Genomic DNA, 23,877 nt, shown 5'->3' on the forward strand with positions numbered 1-23,877 from the left:
ACTACTTGGAGGAGGACCAGGAGGGCAGCCCGGCGATCTGTGAACTGAGCCAGGCCGCCTGGTTCTGCATCGAGCTCAGTGCGGTCTCCATCGCGGTGAACTGTCGGGTCAGCGTGGTCTTGCGCATCTCGAGCCGGATGTCCCAGGCGGCGATCCGGTCCTCGAGGTCCTTGGCGAGGGAGTCCCCGCTCTTGGCGAGCAGCACCAGCGACCCGGTGGTGCTGTCGCTGGCGCCCTTGGCCAGCACCTCCAGCTGTGCGGCGAAGCCGACCGGGGAGGTGACGTCGTCGGCGTTGCCGCTGATCCCGTCGGTGCCGGCGCTGACGATCTTCTTCTCGCTGAGCAGCGCCTGCGTCGCGGCCGGGTCGCTGCTCAGTGCCTTGGTGAAGACCGCCTTGTCGAAGGTGAGCTGGCCGTCGCGGGTCAGCTCGATGCCGACCGTCGACGCCGACTTCCCGCCGACGGCGCTGGAGACGACGCTGAGGATCTGGGTCGACAGGCCGCGCAGCGTGCTGTCGCCCTTGAGGATCGCCGAGGTGCTCTCCGCGTCGGTGTAGGAGGAGACCGCGGAGAGCAGGGAGTTGGCCGCATCGACGAGGCTCTGCACCTTGGTGGCCGTCGCATCCGGGTCCTTGGCCACCGTCACGGTGGCTGCGGCGTCCTTCTTGCTGACCGTGAACGTGCTCCCGGGGAGCACGTCGGTGAAGGTGTTCGTCGACGAGGTCACGTCGTAGCCCGCGGTCGCGTCCCCGACCCGGAGCTTGGCGTCGGCGCCGGTGGTGAGCGCCGTGACGGCGACGTCCCCGGTCACGGTGAAGGTCCCGGCCGCACCCGAGGTCTTGGAGGTGAGCTGGAGCCGGACGCCGGCGCCGGTGTCGACGGCCACGGCGGTGACGCCCGCGGTGGAGGCGTTGATGGCCTTGACGGCGTCGTTGACCGTCTGGCCGGCGGTCAGCGTGACGCCGACCCCGGCGATGGTCAGGGTGGTCGGGCCGGTCGGGTTCAACGCGGTGTCGGCGGTGGCCCAGCTGCCGGTGCTGTAGACGGAGTGGGTCGCCGCCAGGCTCGTGACGGTGAAGCTCAGCGACCCGGTGGCCGCGCCGGTGGAGGCGGTCGCGGTCACGGAGGGGTCCGAGCTGCTCGCCTTGGTCGAGGTCCAGGCGGTGGCGTCGGTGAGCGCGGCTGCGGCGGTGCGCAGGGCGTCGAACCGGGTGTTGACCGCGCGGTAGGCGGCGGCGTCGGACTGGGTGGCGGACAGCTGCTGCCTGAGCAGCGTCTGCGGGTTCGCCTCCACCTTCATCAGCTCGCTGATCATCGTCTTGTAGTCGATGCCCGAGATGAGGCCCGTGCTCACGCTCATGCCCGCCATGCCGGTACCTCCGTGGTTCGGGGATCAGGGGTGGAACGCCAGTGAGGGGGGAGGCCCGAGGGCCTCCCCCCTCACCGGGTGTTCAGGTGGTGCGGGTGGATCAGCCCAGCAGCTTCAGGATGCCCTGGGGCGCCTGGTTGGCCTGGGCCAGCATCGCGGTGCCGGCCTGGGTCAGGATCTGCGTGCGGGTGAAGTTGGTCATCTCCTGAGCCATGTCCGTGTCGCGGATCCGGCTCTCCGACGCCGACAGGTTCTCGACGGCGACGTTGAGGTTGTTGACCGTGTGCTCGAACCGGTTCTGGATGGCACCCAGGTCGGCGCGAGTGGTGGAGACCGACTTGATGGCCTCGTCGATCTTGCCGATCGCCTCGGAGGCGCCCGAGGCGACGGTGAAGGACACCGTCGCGTCGGCCAGGTCCTGGGCGGTCGGGGTGGCGCCGGGGTCGGTGCCGGTGAAGGTGACGCCGGTGCCGCCGTCGGCCACGGTCACCGCGCCGGTGCCGAAGGTGGCGTCGGCGGCGGTCTGCAGCCGGGCCAGGGACTGGGCCGCGGACTCGGCGGCGTCGTACTTGACCGAGGCCAGGTCCAGGCTCTTGCCGCCGTAGGAGATCGACCCGTTGAGGGCGTCGAAGTCCGCGGTGGTCAGCGCAGCGGTGGCCGTGAGGGTGGCCACCGATGCCTGGTTGGCAGCGGCGGCGGTCGTGGTCGAGCCGGCGGTGCCACCGGTGCTGGCCGCCGACACGTCGACACCGTCGACGCCCAGACCCTGGGCGCCCATGGCGGTGCCGATGCTGACGCCGATGGTCTCCCCGGCGTTGGCACCCACCTGGAAGGTGGTGTTGTACTTGCCGTCCAGCAGCTGCTTGCCGTTGAAGTTCGTCGTGGACGCGATGCGGTCCAGCTCGGACTTGAGCTGGCCGATCTCGGACTGGATGTTCTTCTTGGCGTCGCCGTTCAGCGAGCCCTCGTTGGAGGCCTGGACGGACAGGTCGCGCATGCGCTGCAGGATCTTGTGCGTCTCGGTGAGCGCACCTTCAGCGGTCTGCACGACCGAGATGCCGTCCTGGGTGTTGCGGACGGCCATCTTGAGGCCGCCGATCTGCGAGCGGAGGCCCTCGGAGATGGCCAGGCCCGCTGCGTCGTCGGCGGCGCGGTTGATGCGGAAGCCGGAGGAGAGCTTCTCCAGCGACTTGCTCATCTGACTGTCGGTGACCGACAGGTTGCGGTACGAGTTCATCGCCGCGATGTTGTTGTTGACGCTCAGACCCATGGTGTTCCTCCGTGGAAGTGGGTTTCAGGGAATCCGCTGCATCCGTGCTGCGGGGTGTTGCAGTGCCAGGATCGGCGGGTGCGGGGCCGGTCTTGACCTGAAACCGGGAGGAACTTCCGGAGGGCCCGAGTCGGGCCCGTCGTGCTGCCGAACGGCCCGGGCAGCAGTGAGGGGGGAGGCAGGGCCTCCCCCCTCACCGGGTGCTGCTCAGGTCACGCGGGTGGATCAGCCCAGCAGGCGCAGGATGCCCTGGGGCGCCTGGTTGGCCTGGGCCAGCATCGCGGTGCCGGCCTGGGTCAGGATCTGCGTGCGGGTGAAGTTGGTCATCTCCGACGCCATGTCCGTGTCGCGGATCCGGCTCTCCGACGCGGTCAGGTTCTCGACGGCGACGTTGAGGTTGTTGACCGTGTGCTCGAACCGGTTCTGGATGGCACCCAGGTCGGCGCGGGTCGTGGAGACCGTCTTGATGGCCTCGTCGATCTTGCCGATCGCCACGGAGGCGCCCGAGGCAACGGTGAAGGACACCGTCGCGTCGGCCAGCTGCTGGGCGGTCGGGGTGGCGCCGGGGGCGACGCCGGTGAAGGTGACACCGGTGCCGCCGTCGGCCACGTCCACCGCGCCGGTGCCGAAGGTGCTGTCCGCGGCAGCCTGCAGGCGAGCGAGCGACTGGACCTCGGTCTCGGCGGCGTCGTACTTGACCGAGGCCAGGTCCAGGCTCTTGCCGTTGTAGGAGATCGAGCCGTTGAGGGCGTCGAAGTCCGCGGTGGTGAGCGCAGCGGTGGCGGTGAGGGTGGCCACCGATGCCTGGCTGGCCGCAGCAGCGGTCGTGGTGGAGCCCGCGGTGCCGCCGGTGGCAGGCGCCGAGACGTCCACGCCGTCGACGCCCAGGCCCTGGGCACCCATGTTGGTGCTGATGCTGACGCCGATGGTCTCCCCGGCGTTGGCACCGACCTGGAAGCTGGTGTTGTACTTGCCGTCCAGCAGGCTCTTGCCGTTGAAGCTCGTCGTGGACGCGATCCGGTCCAGCTCGCTCTTGAGCTGGCCCACCTCGGACTGGATGTTCTTCTTGGCGTCCGCGTTGAGCGAGCCCTCGTTGGAGGCCTGGACGGACAGGTCACGCATGCGCTGCAGGATCTTGTGCGTCTCGGTGAGCGCACCTTCAGCGGTCTGCACGACCGAGATGCCGTCCTGGGTGTTGCGGACGGCGACCTTCACGCCACCGATCTGCGAGCGGAGGCCCTCGGAGATGGCCAGACCGGCAGCGTCGTCGGCGGCGCGGTTGATGCGGAAGCCGGAGGAGAGCTTCTCCAGCGACTTGCTCATCTGGCTGTCGGTGACCGACAGGTTGCGGTACGAGTTCAGCGCCGCGATGTTGTTGTTCACGGTCAGACCCATGAGGGGTTCCTCCTTGGAAGGGGTGACCGCGGCATCCGTGCCGCGGTCGTCGTACCCCTGTCAACGGAGTGGCCCGGCGGGTCCTTGAGGGCCTTCCGGCGATGTCCCCCGAACGGGTGGGTCACCCGTTCAGCGCAGCAGTTGCAGCACCCCACGCGGCGACTGGTTCGCCTGGGCCGCCATCGCCGTGCCGGCCTGGGTGAGGATCGACGCCCGGCTCATCGTGGTCGTCTCCGCGGCGATGTCGGCGTCCCGGATCCGGCTCTCCGAGGCCGTGGTGTTGTCCAGCGCCACCCCGACCTTGGCGATGTTGTGCTCGAACCGGTTCTGCACGGCGCCCAGGTCAGCGCGGGCCGTGGAGACCTGCCCGATCGCGGCGTCGATCGCCGCCAGCGCCGTGGACGGTCCGGTGGGAGAGGTGACGTCCACGCCGGCGACGCCCAGGCCGGCGGCGTCCATCGCCGGCCCGAAGCCGACGGTGATCGTGTGCCCCGCGTCCGCGCCCACCTGGAAGATCCCGCGGTAGCTGCCGTCCAGGAGCTCCTGGCCGTTGAAGGACGTCGTCCCCGCGATCCGGTCGAGCTCGGCCCGCAGCTGCCCCATCTCGGTCTGCACGTTCGCCCGGGCGGCGTCGTCCAGGCCACCGGTGTTCGCCGCCTGGACGGCGAGGTCCCGCATCCGGTGCAGCAGTGAATGGGCCTCGGTGAGCGCGCCCTCGGCGGTCTGCAGCACCGAGATGCCGTCCTGGCTGTTGCGCAGCGCGACCCTGAGCCCGCCGATCTGGGTGCGCAGGCCCTCGGCGATCCCCAGGCTGGCAGCGTCGTCGGCGGCGCGGTTGATCCGCGAGCCGGAGGAGAGCCGCTGGATCGACGTGGTCAGTTGCCGGTCGGCGACGCCGAGTGTCCGGGCGGAGTTCAGCCCGGCGATGTTGCTGTTGACGACCAGGCTCATGCGGACCCTCCGTGGACCGGGAACGAGAAGGAACCGCCGCAGCCGTGCGGCGGGATCGATCTCTTCTACGGTCCGGCGGGTCGGGTCTCAACCCGAACGGGTGAGGTCCGCGGTGCGGATGTGACTCAGGTGGCTCAGGCGGGCAGGGCGGCCGCGCCGCGTTCGGGGACCACCCAGTCGTGCCGGGCCCGGCCGCGCGGCTGGGGTACCGGGAACGGGGGAGGGGTCGTCGTGGCCCGGCCGGCGGTCTGCCGGGCGGCGACCCGCTCGACGTAGGCGCGCTGCTGGTTGCGGGCGCGCACCCCACCGTCGGCGGCGACGGCGGTGCCGTCCCACACCTCGCTCATCGCGGCGTGCAGCAGGGTGAGTGCCCGGGCCCGCATCTGCGAGACGCGGGAGAGGGTGACGCCGAGGGAGTCGGCGATGTCGGTGAGCGACTCGTCGCCGAAGAAGTTCCGCTCCACCACCTCGTCGAGCCGGTCGGGGAGGGCGCGGATCGCCTCGTGCAGGTGCCGGGCTCGTTCGCCGCGCAGCAGTGCGCGCTCCGGGGAGTCGCCGGTGTCGGGCAGGTCCAGGGACCCGCCCTCGGTGCCGGTCTCGGCGTCCATGCTGACCATCACGGCGCGGTGCACGTCGATCTGCAGCGAGTCCAGCTCCGAGCGCCGGACGCCCAGGCTGGTGGCCAGCTCCTCCTTCGTCGGCGGCCGGCCCAGGCTGATCGTCAGGGCGTCGGTCGCCGCGTCCGTGCGTCGCGCTGCGGCCCGGACCGAGCGGCTGGCCCAGTCGCCGGAGCGCAGCTCGTCCAGGACGGCGCCCTGCAGGCGCGGCAGTGCATAGGTGGCGAAGGTGGCACCGGCGGCCGGGTCGAAGCGGCGGGCGACCTCGACCAGCGCGACGCTGGCACAGGAGAGCAGGTCGTCCCGGCTGACGTGGCTGGGCAGGGAGATGCGAGAGGCCACCGCGTTCACCGCGAACTGGGCCAGCGGCAGATGGGTGGTCACCATCGCGTCGACGTCGGCGGGGCGGCGCTCACTCACGGCGGGGCGGGCTGCGGTCACGTCCCCCTTCTCGGCTGACCGTGCACCGCGTGGCACCGCCATCGACACATTTCCCGCCGGCCTTGAGCCATCTCGGCTTGACCGGGCCCGGCCGGGTGCCGAAGTGGAGATCGACAGCGCCCGCCGGTCCCGGTGGGCGCCGGCCTGCACGACGGGCCGCACACGATGACGGAAAGGCGGCCGGCATGGACCACCAGCACCTGTCGACGTTGCTCTGGCGAGAGCAGGAACTGCTGGACCTCCTGCTCTTCAAGGCGGAGGAGAAGCAGTACCTGATCGTCACCGGCAAGAGCCGATGGCTGGCCCGGATCGCCCACGAGATCGAGGTGGTCCTGGAGCAGTTGCGGACCCTCGAGATCGAGCGGGCGGCGGCCACCGAGCAGATCGCCGGCCGACTGGGCCTGGAGGTCAACCCGTCGCTGCGCCAGCTCGCCGACTCGGCCCCCGCCCCGTGGGACGACCTCTACGCCAAGCACCACGAGGCGCTCCTGCTCATGGTGGCCGAGCTGCGCGGGCTCTCCGACGCCAACAAGGAGCTCATCGAGAGCGGCCTGGCCGTCATCAACGACGCGCTGGCGACCAGCCAGCCGCCCACCGCAGCCGGCACGTACACCCAGACCGGCCGGGCTGCCGGCAACGCCTACCGCTCGGTCACGCTGGACGGTGCGCTGTGAGCTCCTTCAGTGGCCTGAACACGGCGACGACGGCCCTGTGGGCGCAGCAGCGCGGGCTGGACGTCACCGGGCAGAACATCGCCAACGTCAACACCGCGGGGTACTCGCGGCAGCGGGCAGAGCTGCAGTCGATCGGTGGCAACGCCGTCCCGGCGATGTACGCGATCAGCAACCGGGTCGGCCAGGGTGTCGACGCCGACAAGGTGATCCGCATCCGGGACGCCTTCCTCGAGGGCCGGGCCCAGATCGAGTCCGCCTCGACCGCCCGGATGACCGCCCAGGACGCCACCCTCGCCCAGATCGAGCAGGCGTTCCGCGAACCCGGCGAGACCGGCATCCAGGCCAAGCTCACCGCCGTCTTCACCGCGTGGGGCGACGTGGCCAACCACCCGACCGAGGACGGCGCCCGGACGGCCGTGCTGCAGAAGACCGCCACGCTCGTCGCGGAGCTGCACACCACGAGCAGCAACCTGGACAAGCAGTGGACCCAGACCCGGGACAGCCTGGACACGCTGGCGCAGGACGTGAACGCCAAGACCCAGTCGATCGCCGACCTGAACCGGGCGATCAAGCGCGCGACCCAGGCCGGCCTGCCGGTCAACGAGCTGGCCGACAAGCGTGACGCCCTGGTGATGGACCTGGCCACCTCGATCGGTGCCACCTCCAGCCCCGGGGACGACGGGCAGGTGAACGTCTCCGTCGCCGGCGCGACGCTGGTCTCCGGCACCGACGCGATCGGGATCAGGGCCGTGGGCACCGCGGTCCCGGCCGAGGCCACGGCGACGGACCCCTCGTTCGTCACCGACCCGGGCGGCACCCGGCTCGCCCTCGGCGGCAAGGCGGGCGGTGCGCTGACGGCGCTGAGCCAGACGATCCCGAAGTACCAGCAGCAGCTGGACGGCGTGGCGCAGCGACTGGCCGACCAGGTCAACGCCGTGCACGCCGGCCCGCCGCTGGCCTACGACAAGAACGGCGCCCCGGGTGGACCGATGTTCGGGTCGGGCACCGTGCCGGCCGAGCCGATCACCGCAGCCAACATCACCCTGCTGATCACCGACCCGGCGAAGCTCGCCGCCGCGTCGTACGCCCCGATCGCCGGGAACGCGTCGGCCGACGCCGGCAACGCCGCGAAGCTCGCCGCCATGGCCAAGTCGGACACCGGCGTGGCCGTCGCCTACCGGCAGCTGATCGTCGACCTCGGGGTCGAGGCGTCGGTGGCCACGAGCAACCTGCAGACCCAGACGGTGGTCGCCGCGCAGGTGGACGCGTCCCGCGAGTCCGTCTCGGGGGTCAACCTCGACGAGGAGATGACGAACATGCTGCGGTTCCAGCACGCCTACTCCGCCGCCGCGCGGATGATCACCACCATCGACGAGACGCTCGACGTGCTGATCAACCGCACCGGCCGAGTGGGGCTGTGACCTGATGCGGATCACCCAGCGCGCGCTCGCCGTCACCGCCCTGCAGGGCCTCAACCGGAACCAGGAGGCCATCGCCAAGCTGCAGGCGCAGCTGACCTCGGGCAAGACGATCAACAAGCCCTCGGACGACCCGACCGGCACGAACGCCGCGATGCAGACCCGCCAGGAGCTCGCCGGTGCCGCGCAGTACGCCCGGAACATCAACGACGGGATCGGCCTGCTCGACGCGACGGACTCCGCCCTGCAGAACATGATCAAGCAGGTGCAGAACGTGCGGGCGCTGACCGTCAAGGGCCTCAACGCCGGCACGCTGTCCGATGCCTCGGCGACGGCGATCTCGACCGAGGTCTCCGGGATCCGAGGGAGCCTGCTCGGGCTGGCCAACAGCACGGTCCAGGGGAAGCCCGTCTTCGGCGGCGTCACCAGTGGCTCGATCGCCTACGACGCCGCCACCGGTGGCTACCAGGGCTTCGGTGGCACCTCCGTGCCGCCGATGCCGGTCATCCCGGTCAACCGACAGGTGTCCGACGCCGACGCGATCCGGGTCGACCTCACCGGGCCGGAGGCCTTCGGGGACCCGGCGACCGGTGACCTCTTCGCGATCGTCCAGGCGATCGCCACCGACGTGGTCGCCGACCCGGCGGCACTCGCCGGGCACCTGGAGGACCTGGACGTCGCGCTGAACCGGATGCTGGCGGCGGTGGCCGACATCGGTACGCGGACCAACCGGATCGAGACGGCGCAGCAGGTGAACAAGGACCTGCAGCTCTCGCTCACCAGCCGGTCGTCGGTGATCGAGAACGTCGACCTGCCGAAGACGATCATGAACCTGCAGATGCAGCAGGTCGGTTACGAGGCCGCGCTGGGGGCCACCGCGAAGGCCATCCAGCCGACTCTGCTGGACTTCCTGCGGTGACACCGCGGCAGGTGGCCCTTTCCTGGGGCCGCCTGCCGAGAAAGCAGGAGCAGGGAGCGCCCACCCGGGTGGGCGCTCCCGGTCCCGCCGACCGGCGGGGCGATGCCACGGACGGCCCACACGAACCCATGGAGGGGTACCCATGCTCACTCTCACCCGCAGCGTCGGCGAGAGCATCCGGATCGGCGAGGACATCGAGGTCTACGTCGTCGAGGTCCGCGGCGGCACCGTGCGACTGGGCTTCAAGGCCCCTCGCGAGGTGACGATCCACCGCGAAGAGGTCTACAAGCAGATCGCCGAGGCCCAGAGCCTGGCCGCCGAGGTGGCCGCCGACGCGCTGGGCGCCTTGTCGGCATTTGCACCAGGACCAGATCAGCCGACTAGCAAGTAATGCCATAGGGTCGCCCGATACGGGCCAATAACAGCTCACCTCAGCCGTCACAGTAGTCACAGGGCGGCGAGTCTCGCCGTCCGAGGCTCCGATCGTGCGCAAGTCTTCCCCCAACGCACCACGGTTACAGGGGGAGACGAACATGGAACTCAGCGCACTCGCATCGGGCCCGGCAGTCGACATCGAGCTGTCCGTCGACCTGCGCGTCGGGCCGTCCGGCGCCGACGACCTGCGTCTGTGTGGTGCCGTCGACGGCTCGCTCGACGAGCCGGTCCCCGCCGCCTGGTCGGAGACGGTCGTGGTGCACGTCCAGCTGCGTCCCCGCCGGTCGGCCACCCGCCGGTGCCTCGCCGCCCTCGCGGAGCTGGCCGCCCGGCACGACTCGGTGGCCTTCGCCCTCACCGGGCTCAGCGGCGACGACCGCGCCGTCCGGGTCACCGTCGGCGTCGAGCTCGGCCCGCGTGAGCTGATCGCGAAGTTCTCCGACCAGGCGCAGGCCGCCTACGCCTTCGTCGACGGGCTCTTCACCGACCTCTACGACTTCATGCCGGTGTACGTCGCCGAGCCGAACGAGGTCGAGCGGGCAGCGGCCGCCGGTGTGCTCGAGGCCGTCGAGACCCCCCGGCCGCGGGCGCCGCGGGTCCCGAGCCCGCGCATCCCCTCGCCGCGCCGTCCCTCTGCGGACAGCGTCCACACCTCCGCTCGCCGCGGGGTGCCCGCCCTCGTCTGAGGCCGGAGGTGGTGGGCCCACGAGGGCCGCGTCCCACCCGCTGCAGCAGCAACACCCCAGGCACGCCCCACCCAGCCCACCTGCACTTCCCCTCAGGAGGACCGGTGTCCCAGGACATGCTCACCACCCAGCTCGCCACCGACCCCGCCCGCACCCGTGAACCGCTGGTCTTCGGTGGGCTCACCGAGGCCGAGGGCTGGGCACTGGCCCCGATCACCCCCCGCGACCGGGTGCACTTCCGCACCGACCGGGAGCTGCCGCTCACCGAGTTCCGGGCCGCCCTGCCGGCCGGGGTCACGGTGACCTACGACGAGGGCGACGGCCTGTACCGGGTCGATGGCGACACCGGGACGGGCGAGGCGCTCGCCGGCCTGATCCGCGCCTGGTGCGCCGCCGAGGGTTACGCCACCGTCGGGCTGCGGCCGGAGGCCGGCGTGCGCCGCCGGGCCCCCCGCGACCTGCCCGCCGCGTTCCTGGACGGCCTGTGCCGGCACTACTGCCGGGTGAGCCTCAAGCGCCTGCAGCGGAACATGAGCACGATCCGGCTGCACCTGCCCGACAACGACGACGTCGACCAGCAGGTCGCCGAGTGGGTGTTGAAGGCGGTCAGCCAGTACGACGAGACCAAGTCCGTCCCCTTCGGGGCCTTCCTGGCCACCCAGCTCTCCAAGTGGGTGCACGACCTGGGCCGCAACGCCTACGGCCGGACCGCCGCCGACACGGAGAACAAGCAGCAGAAGGCGGTCGCCGCCTTCACCGCGGAGAACCAGCGCCGGCCCAGCGAGAAGGAGCTGGCCGCCTACATGGGCCAGAGCGTGGCCACGCTGCGCCGCAACTCCCAGACGGTCGCCACCCTCAACGGCCTGCGCAACCTGCAGTCCCTGGACGGCGGTACCGACACGGTCGAGTTCGTGGTCCCGGACAGCGCCGAGGTGCCCGACGAGATCATGGGCGAGGCCGAGCAGAGCCTGCTGTCGCACGCCCTGACCGCCGCCTGTGCGCCCGACCCGACCGCCCGCCGGGACCAGCGCGCCGCGCAGCCCAACGTGCTGGGCTGGGCGACCTGGTACCTGACCACCTGGGGCGGGCAGACCAAGACCCAGCTGTCGGCCGACCTGGGCACGTCGGTGCGCAACATGAACGTGCACGCCGACCGCGCCGAGAAGGCCCTCAAGGAGCGCCTCACCGAGCTCGGCGGCTGAGCTCCGCCAGACTTCCCGCACGTGCGGCGGCCCGGTGTCCCGGAACTGGCCAGAGCGGGCGGAAAAGGTTGCGATCCGGGTCCATTGGGCCTCTCACCTGCCGATATCCAAGTCGTGACCGCGCCGGAGCCCCCTCGCCACAGTGCGGGGGAAGGTCCTCCAGTCGGGTCCGGAGCCCGTCGTCCGGTGGTGGGGGAGTGAGCGGCCCGCCCGCCGGGGACCCGGCCCAGGCGGTGCTCGTCCCGCACTGGTTGAGCAGCCTGGACCGGCTCGAGGTCGAGCGGGCCGTGCAGGCTGCGCTCGACGGAGGGCCGCTGCACCCGGTGGTCGCCGTCCACCTGGGCGAGGTGCTCACCGAACTGCACGTGGCCGCCGCCCGCGAGGTCGTCTGGCCCGCGCCCACCGCGCGCGTCCGCCGGGCCACCGGCTGGTCGGACGACGTGGTCCCGGTGCGGCTGTCCGCCGTCGAAGTGGCGAGCGTGTTGTCCCTGCCCGGTCTGCCGACCGTGGCCCGAGAAGCCCTGACCGGAGGACGCAGCGCATGACCGGAGCGCTCTTCGGCACCCCGGGCGGTCTCCTCCAGCGACTGAACCGGGCCGAGGTCCGGGTGACCGACGTGCGGGCCGCCGTGGAGCTGCTGGCCGACCGGGGGGTCGACCCGGACCTGGAGCTCGGCGTCCTCGACGGCGCGGGCCGCGGCCCGATGCTGGTGCTGGACGACACCGGTCGCCGCACCCGCGTCCTGCTGGCCGAGCTCGCCGAGCAGATGACCCGGGCCCGGGTGCCCGTGGCGGCCGAGTCGGTCGCCACCGCGCTGGACGCCTGGCTCGCGCGCCGCCCGGTGCCCGACCCGATCGCGCTGGCCGCCGGCATCGCCGTCCTGGACTGGTCCGACGCCCGGCAGACCGCGCTCGGCTGGCGGGTGGTGGTCGCGCGCGACCAGCTGGTCGTGCCCTGGCGGCCGTCCCGCACCGCGTCCGTGCCCCTGGTCCACCAGGCGCGCTCGGCTGCGCTGGGCCGGGCCGCCGTCGTCCGGACCGCGCTGCGGGTCGAGGGTCCGCTGGCCCTGTGGACCTCGGCCGGCGTGCCCGGCGTGGACACCGCGGTGCTGGTCCGCCCTGAGGAGCTGCTCGTCGAGATGGCCGCGGCCGGGCTGCGGCTGCACGACATGCACGTCGTGGTCACCCCCGGCCGGCCGGTCGCCTGCGCGGACGCCGCCGTGGCGCGCCGGCTGGTGGCCGAGGCGACCGACGCCTGCGCGACCCTGCCGTGGCGGGAGCTCGCCGACCTCGGCTGGGCCTGACCCGCCGCGCCCTCTCCTGCGCCGGTCAGCTCAGGACGCCGTACTCCCAGTGCCACGGCTCCGGGTTCGACCCGCCCGCCTGTGCCCAGTCCGGCTGCAGCCACCCGTAGTGCCCGGCGTTGAGCTGCATCCACGCCGTCTGCGCGGTGCCGGAGCGGTTGATGCCGCCGCACAGGTCGACCGCCAGGGCCCAGCCGTGGTTCGAGGTGCCCGGCACCGCGGTGATCCGCGGCTTCCGGTGGTGGACGTCGACCTGCGCGCCCAGCGAGCGGTAGGAGTCGGTGATGCACAGCGGGGCGCCGAAGGTCTGCGCGTAGGCCGCGGCCATGGCCTGGTAGGCGGCGGCCGCGTCACAGCGCAACCGGTGCCCGCTGCTGCTCGAGCAGAGCTGGTCGGCCGGGATCTGCCCGTTGGCCCAGCCACCCCACGCGCCGGTCGCCGGCCCGGTGGTGCTCCCCGGGGCGGGCAGCGGTGCGCTGCACGTCGCCGGGACGGGGCCGCTGACCGGCAGCGGTGCGGGCGTGGCCGGCGGCACGGTCACCCGGACGGCGGTGCTCAGGTCGGCCAGCTCGCGCACCGCCACCTGCCGGCGGTCGGCGGAGGCGGAGAGCACGCTCGTGCCGCCCAGGTACAGGCCGACGTCGTCCAGGCCGCTGCGCGGGTCGGTGCGGAACACCAGGTCGCCGACCTGGAGCTGCCCGGCCGGTACGGGGGTGCCCTGGGCCCACTGGCCGGGCAGGTCGGCGGGCAGGCCGATGCCGCCCTGCGCCCATGCCGTGGCGGTGAGCCCACCGCAGTCGTAGCCGTCGGGTCCGTGCTGCCCGACCAGGTAGGGCTTGCCGAGCTGGGCGAACGCGGCGCTGACCGCGGCGACGGTCTCGGCGGGGAGCACGGTCAGCGTGCCGCCGGCGGCGTAGGTGGTGGCCACGCCGGGCACCGGCGCACCCGTGGCGTCGCGCAGCGGGGCCAGCCCGGCCGGCAGTGCACCCGGGTCGGTCAGGGCCGCGGCGGGGGGCGGGGTGACCCCGGCCGCGGCCAGCCGTCCCAGGTGGTCCTGCCAGCTGGTCAGCGCGGCGGCGTTGCGGGCCTGCTGGTCGGCAGCGGCGGCGCTGGCCGACAGCGCGGCCCACTGGGCGCTGACGGCCGGGTCGAGCTCGGCGACGATCTCGCGGACCTCGACGAGCACCTCGGCGGCACGGCTGCGCGCCTGGGCCGCGGCCGCGTCGGCCGCGGCGGCGGTGTCGGTGTGCTGCGCCGCGTGCACGGCGGCCAGCGCGGCCCGGGCGACCGAGGCGTCCTGCTGCTCGGTCAGCTGCTCGGCCAGGCCCTGCGCGTGCAGGACGTCGGGCGTCGAGCCGGGGGAGTGCAGGGAGAGCTGCGCCAGCGGCCAGCGCTCGTCCGGGCTGCGCCGGTAGGCGGCGGCGGCATGGGCGCCCACGGCAGCCCGGTCGGCGGCGACGACGGCCAGCGCGGCCGCGCCGGCGTCCCGGGCCTGCTGCGCCTGGGCGGTGAGGCTCTCGGCCTCGGACAGGGCGGCCCGGTGGCGGGCGGCGGCGTCGGCGAGGGTGGCGGCGGTGGCCTCGGCCTGGCTGGCGACGGCGGCCGGTGTGGAGACCTGGCCGGCCTCGGTGGGCGGCTGGGCGGTGACGGCGAGGACGCCGATCAGGGCCAGGGTGGCGCCGCCGACGACGGCCAGGCGGTGCCACCAGCGCTGGACGGCACCGGGCGTGCGGGTGCGCCGCGGTGCGGGACGGCGACTGCCGGGGGCCGGACGCCGGCCGGCCGGGGTACGCGGGGCGGGCTTCCTCCCCGCAGGCTGCCGGACCGGCGCCTTCCGGGTGGCGGGCTTCCTGGCGGGTGGCTTCCGGGTGGACCGGCCGGCGGCGGACTGTGCACGGGGCCGCGGCGCAGGAGCTTGCGCGCGTGGTGCGGGCACCGTCGTCCCCCCAGCTGCGTCGGATCGGCCCGGCCGCCAGGCGGCGTCCGGTGTCCTGATCCCATCGACGTGCCCCCCGGGGTGGTGGAGGTCCCTCACCGGTTCGGGGGGTGCAGCTCACCCCTTCGGGGGGAGACGACGAGGCCCCGCCGTCCAGGTGGACGGCGGGGCCTCAGAACGTGCTGGGTCGATCAGCGGTTGGCGATCTCCACGAAGGAGCGCTCGGCCGGGCCGGTGTAGACCTGCCGCGGTCGGCCGATCTTCGTGGCCGGGTCCTCGATCATCTCCCGCCACTGGGCGATCCAGCCCGGCAGCCGGCCGATGGCGAAGAGCACGGTGAACATCCGGGTCGGGAAGCCCATCGCCCGGTAGATGAGGCCGGTGTAGAAGTCGACGTTCGGGTAGAGCTTGCGCTCGACGAAGTAGTCGTCGGAGAGGGCGATCTCCTCGAGCTGGCGGGCCAGGTCGAGCAGCTCGTTGTTGCCGCCCAGCTTGTCCAGCACCGTGTCGGCGGTCGCCTTCACCAGGGCCGCGCGCGGGTCGTAGTTCTTGTAGACCCGGTGCCCGAAGCCCATCAGCTTGACGCCGGGCTCCTTGTCCTTGACCCGCGTGACGAAGCGGTTGATGTCGCCGCCGTCGGCCTTGATGCCCTCCAGCATCTCCAGCACCGACTGGTTCGCCCCGCCGTGCAGCGGGCCGAACAGCGCGTTGATGCCGGCCGAGACCGAGGCGAACATGTTGGCGTGCGAGCTGCCGACCAGCCGCACCGTGGAGGTGGAGCAGTTCTGCTCGTGGTCGGCGTGCAGGACGAAGAGCATGTCCAGCGCCTTGACCAGCTCCGGGTCGGCCTCGTACGGCTCGGCCGGGAAGCCGAAGGTCATCCGCAGGAAGTTCTCCACCAGGCCCAGCGAGTTGTCCGGGTAGAGGAAGGGCTGCCCGATCGACTTCTTGTACGCGTAGGCGGCGATGGTCGGCAGCTTGGCGAGCAGCCGCACGGTCGACAGCTCGACCTGCTGCTGGTTGAAGGGGTCGAGCGAGTCCTGGTAGAAGGTCGACAGCGCGCTGACCGCCGAGGACAGCACCGGCATCGGGTGCGCGTCGCGCGGGAAGCCGTTGAAGAACCCCTTGAGGTCCTCGTGCAGCAGGGTGTGCCGGCGGATCCGCTGGTCGAACGCCGCCAGCTCGTCGGCCGTCGGCAGCTCGCCGTAGATCAGCAGGTAGGAGACCTCCAGGAAGCTCGCCTTGCCGGCCAGCTGGTCGATCGGGTAACCGCGGTACCGCAGGATCCCCTGGTCACCGTCGATGTAGGTGATCTCCGAGGTGCAGGACGCGGTGTTCACGAACCCGATGTCCAGGGCGACCTGGCCGGTGGTGGCCAACAGCTTGCTCGTGTCGATTCCCTCGGACCCCTCGGTCGCGGGGACGACCCGGAGCGGCAGTTCGCCGCCGGGCCAGCGCAGGGCTACGTCTGGGGTGTTCGCTGTCTCGCTCATCAGGTCTGGACGCTACTCAGTTCTCGTGAGGATGCGACACGGCCCCGCCGCAGAGTTCTGCGACGGGGCCGTGGACATCTCTGGACAGCCGCTCTGCAGGGCCTTACGGGTGGGTCATCGACAGCACGTCGAGGGCGGCGTCCAGCTGCTCCTCGGTGAGCTTCCCCTGCTCCACGTAGCCGCGCTCCACCACGACCTGGCGGATGGTCTTCTGCTCGGCCAGCGACTGCTTGGCGACCTTGGCCGCCTCCTCGTAGCCGATGTACTTGTTCAGCGGCGTGACGATCGAGGGGGAGGACTCGGCGTAGGTGCGGCACTGCTCGACGTTGGCGGTGACGCCGTCGACGCAGCGGTCGGCCAGCAGCCGGCTGACGTTGGCCAGCAGCCGGATCGACTCCAGCACGTTGCGAGCCATCAGCGGCAGCGTCACGTTGAGCTCGAAGACGCCGGTGGTGCCGGCGTAGGTGACGGCGGCGTCGTTGCCGATCACCTGCGCACCCACCTGGATCACCGCCTCGGGGATCACCGGGTTCACCTTGCCCGGCATGATCGAGCTGCCCGGCTGCAGGTCGGGCAGGGCGATCTCACCCAGGCCGGTGCGCGGGCCCGAGCCCATCCAGCGCAGGTCGTTGGCGATCTTGATCAGGCCGACGGCGATCGTCTTGAGCTGACCGGACCCCTCGACCAGGGCGTCCCGCGAGCTCTGCGCCTCGAAGTGGTCACGGGCCTCCGACAGCGGCAGGTCCAGCTCGCCGGCCAGGCGCTCGATGATCGCGGCGGCGAAACCGGGCGGGGTGTTGATGCCGGTGCCGACGGCGGTGCCGCCCAGCGGGAGCTCGCCGATCCGGGGGAGCGAGGCGTGCAGCCGCTCGATGCCGTAGCGGACGGCGGCCGCGTAGCCGCCGAACTCCTGTCCCAGGGTCACCGGGGTGGCGTCCATCAGGTGCGTGCGGCCGCTCTTGACGACCTCGGCGAACTCGGTGGCCTTGCGCTCGAGGGAGCCGGCCAGGTGCTCCAGCGCGGGGACCAGGTCGCGCACGATGGCGCCGGTGGCAGCGACGTGGATGGCGGAGGGGAAGACGTCGTTGGACGACTGCGAGGCGTTGACGTGGTCGTTCGGGTGCACCGGTGAGCCGAGCGCCTCGGTGGCCAGGGTGGCGATGACCTCGTTGGTGTTCATGTTGCTCGACGTGCCCGACCCGGTCTGGAAGACGTCGATCGGGAAGTGCGCGTCCCAGTCACCCCGGGCGACGGTCGCCGCGGCCTCGGTGACGGCGTCGGCGACGTCCTGCGGCAGCACGCCGAGGGAGGCGTTGACCGCGGCGGCAGCACCCTTGATCGCCGCCAGCGCACCGATCAGCTCTCGCTCGATGGGCGTGCCGGAGATCGGGAAGTTCTCCACGGCCCGCTGGGTCTGGGCGCGCCACTTCGCCCACGAGGGGACGCGGACCTCCCCCATGGAGTCGTGCTCGATGCGGTAATCCCCGCCGTCGGTCTCGGTGGCCACGCTGCGCTCCCCGGGTGTGATGTGTGCTGATGGTCCTGCGGGAGCGACCCTAGACACCACGGGCGGGCGCCGCGGCTAGGGTCCGGCGCATGAGCCAGCAGCAGGCCGGGGAGCCCGACCCGGTGCCCGTCGTCCGTGCCTCCGACGCCGAGCGCGATGCGGTGGTGACCCGGCTGCAGGCCGCCCTCGGCGAGGGCCGGATCAGCGTGGACGAGTTCACCCAGCGGGCCGACGTCGCCTACGCCGCGGTGACGACGGCCGACCTCGACCAGTTGCTCACCGACCTCCCCGCGCCGGCGTCGGCCGTCCCGGCGGTCGGGGAGATCGTCGGCGAACGGACGACGGGCACGATCGCCACCGTCTTCGGCGACGTGAAGCTGACCGCGACCACCAGCGTGCCGGAGCGGGCGAGCACCGTCTTCGGCGACGTCCGCATCGACCTCCGCGGCCTGCGGACCTCCGAGGAGGTGGTGGCGCTGCAGCTGGGCACGGTCTTCGGCGACGTCGAGGTCATCGTCAGCGAGGGCGTCGCCGCCGAGATCGAGGGCTGGACCGTCTTCGGTGACCGCAAGACCGAGCTCGCGCCGGTGCCGCGGCTCCCGGGCACCCCGCGGGTCGTCGTCCGGGGCTGGACGGTCTTCGGTGACCTGAAGCTGCGCAGCCTGGCACCGGGGGAGTCGCCCAGCCGGTGGCGGGCCGTCCTGGACCGGCTGGCCGAGCGCCGGTCGGCCCCGCCGCCCGCGAGCTGAGCCGGGGCGGCGCGGGCCGACGGTTCAGGCGTCGTCCTCGCCGAAGGGGACGGCGGAGTACTGGTTGAGCTTCTCCAGCGAGTGCAGGCTCTCGATCGAGCGGATCGTGCCCGAGCGCGAGCGCATCACCAGCGACTGGGTGGTCGCCCCGCCGGCGCGGTACCGCACCCCCCGCAGCAGCTCGCCGTCGGTGATGCCGGTGGCGACGAAGAAGACGTCGCCGCGCACCAGGTCGTCGATCACGAGCACCCGGTCCAGGTCGTGGCCGGCGTCCAGGGCGCGCTGCCGTTCCGCGTCGTCCTTGGGCCACAGCCGGCCCTGCAGCGCGCCGCCCATGCACTTCAGGGCGCAGGCGGTGATGATCCCCTCCGGCGTGCCGCCGATGCCCATCAGCAGGTCGACACCGGTGCCCTCCTGGGCGGCGGCGATCGCCCCGGCGACGTCGCCGTCGGTGATGAACTTGATCCGGGCGCCGGCCTCGCGGACCTCCCGGACCAGGGTCTCGTGCCGCGGCCGGTCCAGGATGCAGACGGTCACGTCGCCCACCGAGCTGCTCTTGGCCTTCGCCACCTTGCGGATGTTGTCCGCCACCGGTGCGGTGATGTCGACGACGTCGGCGGCGGCCGGCCCCGTGGCGATCTTGTCCATGTAGAAGACGGCGGACGGGTCGTACATCGCCCCCCGGTCGGCCACCGCCATCACCGCGATCGCGTTGGGCATGCCCTTGGCCATCAGCGTCGTGCCGTCGATCGGGTCCACCGCGACGTCGTAGTCGTTGCCCCAGCCGTCGCCGACGTGCTCGCCGTTGTAGAGCATCGGGGCCTCGTCCTTCTCGCCCTCCCCGATCACCACGACGCCGCGCATGTGCACCGTGCCGATGAGCGCGCGCATCGCGTCGACCGCGGCGCCGTCGCCACCGTTCTTGTCGCCCCGGCCGACCCAGCGGCCGGCGGCCAGCGCGGCGGCCTCGGTGACCCGGACCAGTTCCAGGGCCAGGTTGCGGTCCGGCGCCGGTCGGTCGGCGCGCAGGGTGGAGGCCGGCCTGGCCTGCAGCGGGCCGTCGGGCAGGGGAAGGGACACAGGACCTCCTGAGAGCCGTCGGGCGACGCTGCCCAGCGGGGTGGTGGAGCGGTGCTGCGATCCTAGGGGCATGCCCGACACCGGCCAGGACGGCGAGCAGCCCCGGCCCGCCCAGCCCTCCGTCACCGCGACCGACACCGCGACCGGCGCGTCTCCCGACGCCGGCGGCCCGGCCCCCGCAGCCTCCCCGGCCCAAGACCGGATGCACCGCTTCACCTCGGCCAACATGATCCGGTCGCTGCTGCCGCTGCTGGTCATCTGCCTGGTGATCGTGGGCGTCACCGCCCTGCGGCAGAACCCCACCGACCCGGTCCGCGACGTCGACCCCGCGAGCGCGCAGCGGGCGGCCGCCGAACGGGCCGACTACGAGCTGCTGGTGCCGACCGACCTCCCCGACGGGTGGCGGTCGACGAGCGTGCGCACCAACGCCGGTTCGGTGCAGGCCGGCGCCCCGGTCACCCTGGAGATCGGCTGGTTCACCCCCAGCGAGGAGTACGCCGGGTACGTGGTCAGCGACGACCCGGGCGCACCTGCGCTCGCCGACGTCCTGGACGGCGCGACCGCCGACGGCACCGAGCAGGTCGACGGACAGACGTGGGAGCGGCTCGACACCCAGCGCGGGGAGACGGCGCTGACCCGGACCGCGGACGGCGCCACCCTGGTGGTCAGCGGTTCGGCGTCGGACGAGGAGCTGGCGACCCTGGCCGGCTCCCTGGAGCCGTACGCCCCCTAGTCCTGCCCGGTGGGGGCGGCGGCGGCCAGGCGCTCGCGGGCCCGGTCGAGCCAGTGCTGGCACAGCTCGGCCAGCTGCTCGCCGCGCTCCCAGAGCGCCAGCGACTCCTCCAGGGTGAGGCCGCCGGCCTCCAGCCGACGCACCACGTCGGCGAGCTCCTCGCGGGCCTGCTCGTAGGTCTGGGTCGGCTCGACGGCCTGCTCGGGCTGTTCGGTCACGGTTCCCCATCCTCCCCGGCGGGTGTGCGGTCGACCCGCACCGGTAGCCGGCCGCCGGCGACCCGCACCTGCAACCGCTCGCCGTCGTCCACCCCGGCGGGGTCGCGGACCAGCGCGCCGTCGGCCCGCTGGACCACCGCGTAGCCGCGCTCCAGCGTCGCCGCGGGGGACAGTGCGGCGACCCGGGCGCGGGCGTGCACGAGGTCGCGTTCGGCGCCCTCCACCCGGTGGGTGAGCGTGCGGGTGGCCCGGGTGCGCAGCGCGCTGACGTCGTCGGCGCGGCCGGCCAGCAGCCGCTGGGGATCGGCGAGCACCGGGCGGCTGCGCACCGACTCCAGCCAGCGTTCCTGCTGCTCCAGTCGGCTGCCCAGCAGGTGCCGGGCCCGGGCGCGCAGGCCCTCGACCAGCTGCGTCTGCTCACCGATCTCCGGGACGACCCGGTGCGCGGCGTCGGTGGGGGTGGCCGCCCGGACGTCGGCCACGTGGTCGACCAGCGTGGTGTCGGTCTCGTGACCGACGGCGGTGACGACGGGCGTGCGGCTGGCCGCGATCGCCCGCACCAGGCCCTCGTCGGAGAACGGCAGCAGGTCCTCGACCGAACCGCCACCGCGGGCGATGACGATGACCTCCACCGTCGGGTCGGCGTCCAGCCGCTGCAGCCCGGCGATCACCGACTCGGCCGCCGTCGGACCCTGGACGGCGCAGTTGTGCATCGCGAAGCGGACCGCCGGCCAGCGTCGCCGGGCGGTGACCAGCACGTCGCGCTCGGCGGCGCTGTCCCGCCCGGTGATCACGCCGACGACGGCCGGGGCGAAGGGCAGCGGACGCTTGCGGGCGACGTCGAACAGGCCCTCGGCCGCCAGCAGCCGGCGGATCCGCTCGATCCGGGCCAGCAGCTCGCCGAGGCCGACCGCCCGGATCTCGGTGGCGCGCAGCGAGAAGGACCCGCGGGCGACGTAGTAGTCGGGGCGGGCGCGGACGATGACCCGGGCGCCCTCGGTGAGCTCCAGGCCCGGCCGGTCGGCGACGTCCCGGTGGCAGGTGACTGGCACCGAGAGGTCCGCGGCGGGGTCGCGCAGGGTGAGGAAGACGGTCGCTGCGTTGCCGCGCCGGGACAGCTGGGCGACCTGCCCTTCGACCCACACCTCACCGAGCCGGCCGATCCACTCGGCCACCTTGCGCGCCACGGTGCGGACCGGCCAGGGCGACTCGGGGGACGACGGGCTGGTCACCCGCCCGAGCCTGCCAGACGGGGGGTCCGCTCCTCCCCGAGCCCGGCGAGCTCGGGACGGGCCCCGGGAGGAGGCCGTCTCAGCCGGGGTAGCCCGGGGCCGAGGGCAGCCCGAAGAACTCCTCCATGGTCGCTGCCCCGGTGCGCTGCATCTCGGTGGCCAGCGGCGCGCCCACGTACCGGACGTGCCACGGCTCGTACTTGAACCCGGTCACGTCCTGGCCGCCCTCGGGGTACCGCACGAGCCAGCCGAACTCGGCGGCGTGGGCGGCCACCCACTGGCCCTCGGCCGTGGTGGCGAAGCAGCTCTCGATGTCGCAGCCGCCGCCACCGACGTCGGCCGCCAGCCCGGTCTGGTGCTCGCTGTGGCCGGGCCGGGCCACCTGGATCTCGGCTCGGTCCTCGCCGAAGCGGCTGACCTGGGCGCTGAACAGCGCCACCTGGTACTCGTAGGGCCGGTAGGCGCTCTGCACGCTCAGGTCCAGGCCCTGGGCCGCGGCGGCGCCGATCATCGCGTCCATCGCCTGCGCCGCCTCCGCGCGCAGCTGGTAGCCGTTCCCGATCGGGACCAGGTCGGCCGGGGCCCAGTCGATCGGGCTGAGCGGGCGGGCCTTGTTGACGACCACCCAGGTGCTGGCCGGGTCGGTGAGCGACTGCTGGGTGCGGTCGAAGGTCGGCGTGGGCGTGGGCGTGGGCGTGGGCGTGGGGCTCGGGGTCACGGCCGACGCAGTGGTGGCGGGGTCGCCGACAGCCGTCGGGGCCGGGTCGTCGTCCGCCCCACCCCGCAGCCAGACGGCCACCCCGACCGCGACGACCAGCACGGTGACCAGCGCGAGCAGCAGGACGAGCCGTCGACGTCCCCCCGTGGCGGTGCCCCTCGTGTGCCCGGTGCCACTCGTGTGCCTGGTGCCCCTCGTGTCCGCGCTGCCCACCGTCTCCGCTGCCTGCCTCGTCCCCTGCCGCCGGCTCAGCCGCGGTCGGCGCTGAGCTTCTCCAGCCGGTTCTGCAGCAGCGTCACGTAGGGCGCGCGGGCGCGGGTGGCCCGCTCGTAGTCGAGCAGGTCGGCCACGGTCTCGGTCGGGTAGGCGCGCAGGTGCCCGCGCAACGCCGGGATGCTGAAGGAGTCGTAGCCCTCGACCGGGCTGACCGGTGCCCCGTCGGCATCCGGCCCGGTCGCGTCGGCCGGCGTGTCGGAGGGGACCAGCGGGTCGCTGGCGGCGCTGTCGGTGACCGCGCTGCCGGGCGTGACGCTCTCCGCCGCCTCCGGTCCGCCGAGGTCGACCAGCTCCTCGGTCGCGTCGTCGAGCGCGGGGACGTCGGGCACCGCGTCGTCGACGATCCGGGTCTGCCCGGGCACCTGCTCGGGGGAGATGTCCTCCAGCGTCGACACCCCGGCCCCGAGGACCTCCGCGGGCGGGGTGCCGGGCACCGCGGGCTCGGCGACGAGCTCGTCGGCGACCGCCGCCTCGATCTCGGCCTCGTCCTCGGCGATGTCCGCGACGGTGTCGGCGGTGAGCTCCTCGAGCACCTCGTCCGGGACGGCGTCGGGCGCCTCCACCGCCACCTCGTCGGCGACCTCGGCAGCCAGTTCGTCGACGACCGCGGTCACCGCGTCGGCCTCCGGGTCGTCCGGCAGCGCGGCGACCTCGGCCGGGGAGAGGTCGGCGACGGTGTCGTCGGAGCTGGCCGCCAGCACGGCCGCCACCTCGTCGGAGAGGTCGTCGGGGTCGACCACCGGCAGGTCGGCGGCGGCGAGGTCGTCGGCCAGCGTGTCGGCGAGCTCCTCGGCCGTGGGGTCGTCGTCGAGGTCCACGACCCGGTCGAAGGCGGAGCCGCGCCCGGCGGAGGCCGGCCGGGGAGCGGGGGCCTCGTCCTCCTCGTCGAAGGTGGCCAGCCCTGGTCCGGCGTCGCCGCGCAGGCTGGTGAGCACCTCGTCGCCGCGGGCCACGAGCCCGGAGTACTGCTGCTGCAGCTGCAGCGAGGTCTGCAGGGCCTGCCCGATCAGCCGGACCGGGAGCCCCGGCAACGTCGTGGGGAGCTTGCGTGCTTCGTCGAGCACGGTGGCGGCCAGTCCGGCTGCCGCGCGGACCACCTCGGGGATCTCTCGAGCCATGGGGCCCAGGGTGCCGCACGTGGCGATCACCGGCAGCCCGACCGCGTGCGGCGTCCCCCGTCCGGGCGCACTCCTGCCGCCCCAGCGTGTCCAGCGCCACCCGTTCCGGGCCGCAGCGGCGGGTCCTGTGCGGTGCG

At 73.1% G+C, this 23,877-nt stretch carries 23 protein-coding genes; 10 read left to right on the plus strand and 13 right to left on the minus strand.

Features of this window, described 5'->3' with window-relative positions; all coding sequences use genetic code 11:
• Window position 1: 1 nt before the first annotated feature.
• The 5 genes from fliD to O2W53_RS03630 all read right to left on the minus strand — a co-directional run bounded on the left by fliD (window position 2) and on the right by O2W53_RS03630 (window position 6,043).
• Entirely contained in the window at window positions 2-1,360 is a 1,359-nt protein-coding gene (gene fliD / locus O2W53_RS03610) for a flagellar filament capping protein FliD (RefSeq protein WP_269161664.1), read from the minus strand.
• A 109-nt stretch (window positions 1,361-1,469) separates the two neighbouring features.
• The gene (locus O2W53_RS03615) at window positions 1,470-2,639 is read right to left on the minus strand and encodes a flagellin N-terminal helical domain-containing protein (RefSeq protein ID WP_269161665.1); all 1,170 of its coding nucleotides are present in this window, start codon (window positions 2,637-2,639) and stop codon (window positions 1,470-1,472) included.
• A gap of 225 nt (window positions 2,640-2,864) precedes the next feature.
• Window positions 2,865-4,034, minus strand: coding sequence for a flagellin N-terminal helical domain-containing protein (locus tag O2W53_RS03620; RefSeq protein WP_269161666.1), 1,170 nt, complete (start codon window positions 4,032-4,034; stop codon window positions 2,865-2,867).
• 129 nt (window positions 4,035-4,163) lie between these two features.
• Entirely contained in the window at window positions 4,164-4,985 is an 822-nt protein-coding gene (locus O2W53_RS03625) for a flagellin N-terminal helical domain-containing protein (RefSeq protein ID WP_269161667.1), read from the minus strand.
• Between the two features lie 134 nt (window positions 4,986-5,119).
• A complete protein-coding gene (locus O2W53_RS03630; protein ID WP_269161668.1) occupies window positions 5,120-6,043 on the minus strand; it encodes a sigma-70 family RNA polymerase sigma factor in 924 nt (307 codons plus the stop codon).
• 185 nt (window positions 6,044-6,228) lie between these two features.
• Here O2W53_RS03630 and O2W53_RS03635 point away from each other — a divergent pair, with 185 nt between their 5' ends.
• From O2W53_RS03635 to O2W53_RS03670, 8 genes are all read left to right on the plus strand, one after another.
• Window positions 6,229-6,717: a flagellar protein FlgN gene (locus O2W53_RS03635; RefSeq protein WP_269161669.1), complete on the plus strand. Its 489-nt coding sequence runs from the start codon at window positions 6,229-6,231 to the stop codon at window positions 6,715-6,717.
• A complete protein-coding gene (gene flgK, locus O2W53_RS03640) occupies window positions 6,714-8,138 on the plus strand; it encodes a flagellar hook-associated protein FlgK (RefSeq protein WP_269161670.1) in 1,425 nt (474 codons plus the stop codon). The genes O2W53_RS03635 and flgK overlap by 4 nt, the downstream gene beginning before the upstream one ends.
• A 4-nt stretch (window positions 8,139-8,142) precedes the next feature.
• Window positions 8,143-9,054, plus strand: coding sequence for a flagellar hook-associated protein FlgL (gene flgL, locus O2W53_RS03645; protein ID WP_269161671.1), 912 nt, complete (start codon window positions 8,143-8,145; stop codon window positions 9,052-9,054).
• Between the two features lie 142 nt (window positions 9,055-9,196).
• Window positions 9,197-9,445, plus strand: a complete 249-nt coding sequence (csrA, locus tag O2W53_RS03650) for a carbon storage regulator CsrA (RefSeq protein WP_269161672.1) — start codon at window positions 9,197-9,199, stop codon at window positions 9,443-9,445.
• Between the two features lie 142 nt (window positions 9,446-9,587).
• On the plus strand, window positions 9,588-10,175 hold the full coding sequence (locus O2W53_RS03655; protein ID WP_269161673.1) for a hypothetical protein: 588 nt from the start codon (window positions 9,588-9,590) through the stop codon (window positions 10,173-10,175).
• Between the two features lie 104 nt (window positions 10,176-10,279).
• Entirely contained in the window at window positions 10,280-11,377 is a 1,098-nt protein-coding gene (locus tag O2W53_RS03660) for a flagellar biosynthesis protein FliA (RefSeq protein WP_269161674.1), read from the plus strand.
• A gap of 197 nt (window positions 11,378-11,574) precedes the next feature.
• Window positions 11,575-11,922 (plus strand): hypothetical protein, encoded by a 348-nt coding sequence (locus O2W53_RS03665; RefSeq protein WP_269161675.1) that lies wholly within the window; start codon window positions 11,575-11,577, stop codon window positions 11,920-11,922.
• Window positions 11,919-12,680: a hypothetical protein gene (locus O2W53_RS03670; RefSeq protein WP_269161676.1), complete on the plus strand. Its 762-nt coding sequence runs from the start codon at window positions 11,919-11,921 to the stop codon at window positions 12,678-12,680. Before O2W53_RS03665 ends, O2W53_RS03670 begins: the two co-directional genes overlap by 4 nt.
• 25 nt (window positions 12,681-12,705) lie before the next feature.
• On the opposite strand, the gene O2W53_RS03675 is transcribed toward O2W53_RS03670, so the two are convergent.
• From O2W53_RS03675 to O2W53_RS03685, 3 genes are all read right to left on the minus strand, one after another.
• Entirely contained in the window at window positions 12,706-14,616 is a 1,911-nt protein-coding gene (locus O2W53_RS03675) for an NlpC/P60 family protein (RefSeq protein ID WP_269161677.1), read from the minus strand.
• Between the two features lie 191 nt (window positions 14,617-14,807).
• Complete coding sequence (locus tag O2W53_RS03680; protein ID WP_269161678.1) at window positions 14,808-16,109, minus strand: citrate synthase; 1,302 nt, start codon at window positions 16,107-16,109, stop codon at window positions 14,808-14,810.
• A 103-nt stretch (window positions 16,110-16,212) separates the two neighbouring features.
• The gene (locus tag O2W53_RS03685; RefSeq protein WP_269161679.1) at window positions 16,213-17,616 is read right to left on the minus strand and encodes a class II fumarate hydratase; all 1,404 of its coding nucleotides are present in this window, start codon (window positions 17,614-17,616) and stop codon (window positions 16,213-16,215) included.
• 89 nt (window positions 17,617-17,705) lie between these two features.
• Here O2W53_RS03685 and O2W53_RS03690 point away from each other — a divergent pair, with 89 nt between their 5' ends.
• Window positions 17,706-18,365 carry a DUF1707 SHOCT-like domain-containing protein gene (locus O2W53_RS03690; RefSeq protein WP_269161680.1) on the plus strand — a complete coding sequence of 220 codons (660 nt, stop codon included), beginning with the start codon at window positions 17,706-17,708 and terminating at the stop codon, window positions 18,363-18,365.
• A gap of 24 nt (window positions 18,366-18,389) precedes the next feature.
• Here the strand turns inward: O2W53_RS03690 and glpX are convergent, their stop codons facing one another.
• A complete protein-coding gene (gene glpX, locus O2W53_RS03695; protein WP_269161681.1) occupies window positions 18,390-19,445 on the minus strand; it encodes a class II fructose-bisphosphatase in 1,056 nt (351 codons plus the stop codon).
• Between the two features lie 70 nt (window positions 19,446-19,515).
• On the opposite strand from glpX, the gene O2W53_RS03700 reads away from it, so the two are divergent.
• Window positions 19,516-20,178 carry a DUF4245 domain-containing protein gene (locus O2W53_RS03700; RefSeq protein ID WP_269161682.1) on the plus strand — a complete coding sequence of 221 codons (663 nt, stop codon included), beginning with the start codon at window positions 19,516-19,518 and terminating at the stop codon, window positions 20,176-20,178.
• Here the strand turns inward: O2W53_RS03700 and O2W53_RS03705 are convergent.
• The 4 genes from O2W53_RS03705 to O2W53_RS03720 form a co-directional block, all read right to left on the minus strand.
• Window positions 20,175-20,396, minus strand: coding sequence for an exodeoxyribonuclease VII small subunit (locus tag O2W53_RS03705; RefSeq protein ID WP_036332921.1), 222 nt, complete (start codon window positions 20,394-20,396; stop codon window positions 20,175-20,177). The genes O2W53_RS03700 and O2W53_RS03705 overlap by 4 nt on opposite strands.
• Entirely contained in the window at window positions 20,393-21,628 is a 1,236-nt protein-coding gene (gene xseA / locus O2W53_RS03710) for an exodeoxyribonuclease VII large subunit (protein ID WP_269161683.1), read from the minus strand. The genes O2W53_RS03705 and xseA overlap by 4 nt, the downstream gene beginning before the upstream one ends.
• Before the next feature lie 79 nt (window positions 21,629-21,707).
• A complete protein-coding gene (locus O2W53_RS03715; RefSeq protein ID WP_269161684.1) occupies window positions 21,708-22,448 on the minus strand; it encodes a M15 family metallopeptidase in 741 nt (246 codons plus the stop codon).
• A 146-nt stretch (window positions 22,449-22,594) separates the two neighbouring features.
• Entirely contained in the window at window positions 22,595-23,740 is a 1,146-nt protein-coding gene (locus O2W53_RS03720; RefSeq protein ID WP_269161685.1) for a lipid droplet-associated protein, read from the minus strand.
• Window positions 23,741-23,877: the final 137 nt, after the last annotated feature.

The organism is Modestobacter sp. VKM Ac-2978 (assembly GCF_026968025.1).
GTDB lineage: Bacteria > Actinomycetota > Actinomycetes > Mycobacteriales > Geodermatophilaceae > Modestobacter.

Bases quoted from the DNA above. Each gene is read 5' to 3' on its own strand.
- fliD (WP_269161664.1), bottom strand. From the start codon at position 1,360: ATGAGCGTGAGCACGGGCCTCATCTCGGGCATCGACTACAAGACGATG.
- O2W53_RS03615 (WP_269161665.1), bottom strand. From the start codon at position 2,639: ATGGGTCTGAGCGTCAACAACAACATCGCGGCGATGAACTCGTACCGC.
- O2W53_RS03620 (WP_269161666.1), bottom strand. From the start codon at position 4,034: ATGGGTCTGACCGTGAACAACAACATCGCGGCGCTGAACTCGTACCGC.
- O2W53_RS03625 (WP_269161667.1), bottom strand. From the start codon at position 4,985: ATGAGCCTGGTCGTCAACAGCAACATCGCCGGGCTGAACTCCGCCCGG.
- O2W53_RS03635 (WP_269161669.1), top strand. From the start codon at position 6,229: ATGGACCACCAGCACCTGTCGACGTTGCTCTGGCGAGAGCAGGAACTG.
- flgL (WP_269161671.1), top strand. From the start codon at position 8,143: ATGCGGATCACCCAGCGCGCGCTCGCCGTCACCGCCCTGCAGGGCCTC.
- csrA (WP_269161672.1), top strand. From the start codon at position 9,197: ATGCTCACTCTCACCCGCAGCGTCGGCGAGAGCATCCGGATCGGCGAG.
- O2W53_RS03655 (WP_269161673.1), top strand. From the start codon at position 9,588: ATGGAACTCAGCGCACTCGCATCGGGCCCGGCAGTCGACATCGAGCTG.
- O2W53_RS03670 (WP_269161676.1), top strand. From the start codon at position 11,919: ATGACCGGAGCGCTCTTCGGCACCCCGGGCGGTCTCCTCCAGCGACTG.
- O2W53_RS03680 (WP_269161678.1), bottom strand. From the start codon at position 16,109: ATGAGCGAGACAGCGAACACCCCAGACGTAGCCCTGCGCTGGCCCGGC.
- O2W53_RS03690 (WP_269161680.1), top strand. From the start codon at position 17,706: ATGAGCCAGCAGCAGGCCGGGGAGCCCGACCCGGTGCCCGTCGTCCGT.
- O2W53_RS03700 (WP_269161682.1), top strand. From the start codon at position 19,516: ATGCCCGACACCGGCCAGGACGGCGAGCAGCCCCGGCCCGCCCAGCCC.
- O2W53_RS03720 (WP_269161685.1), bottom strand. From the start codon at position 23,740: ATGGCTCGAGAGATCCCCGAGGTGGTCCGCGCGGCAGCCGGACTGGCC.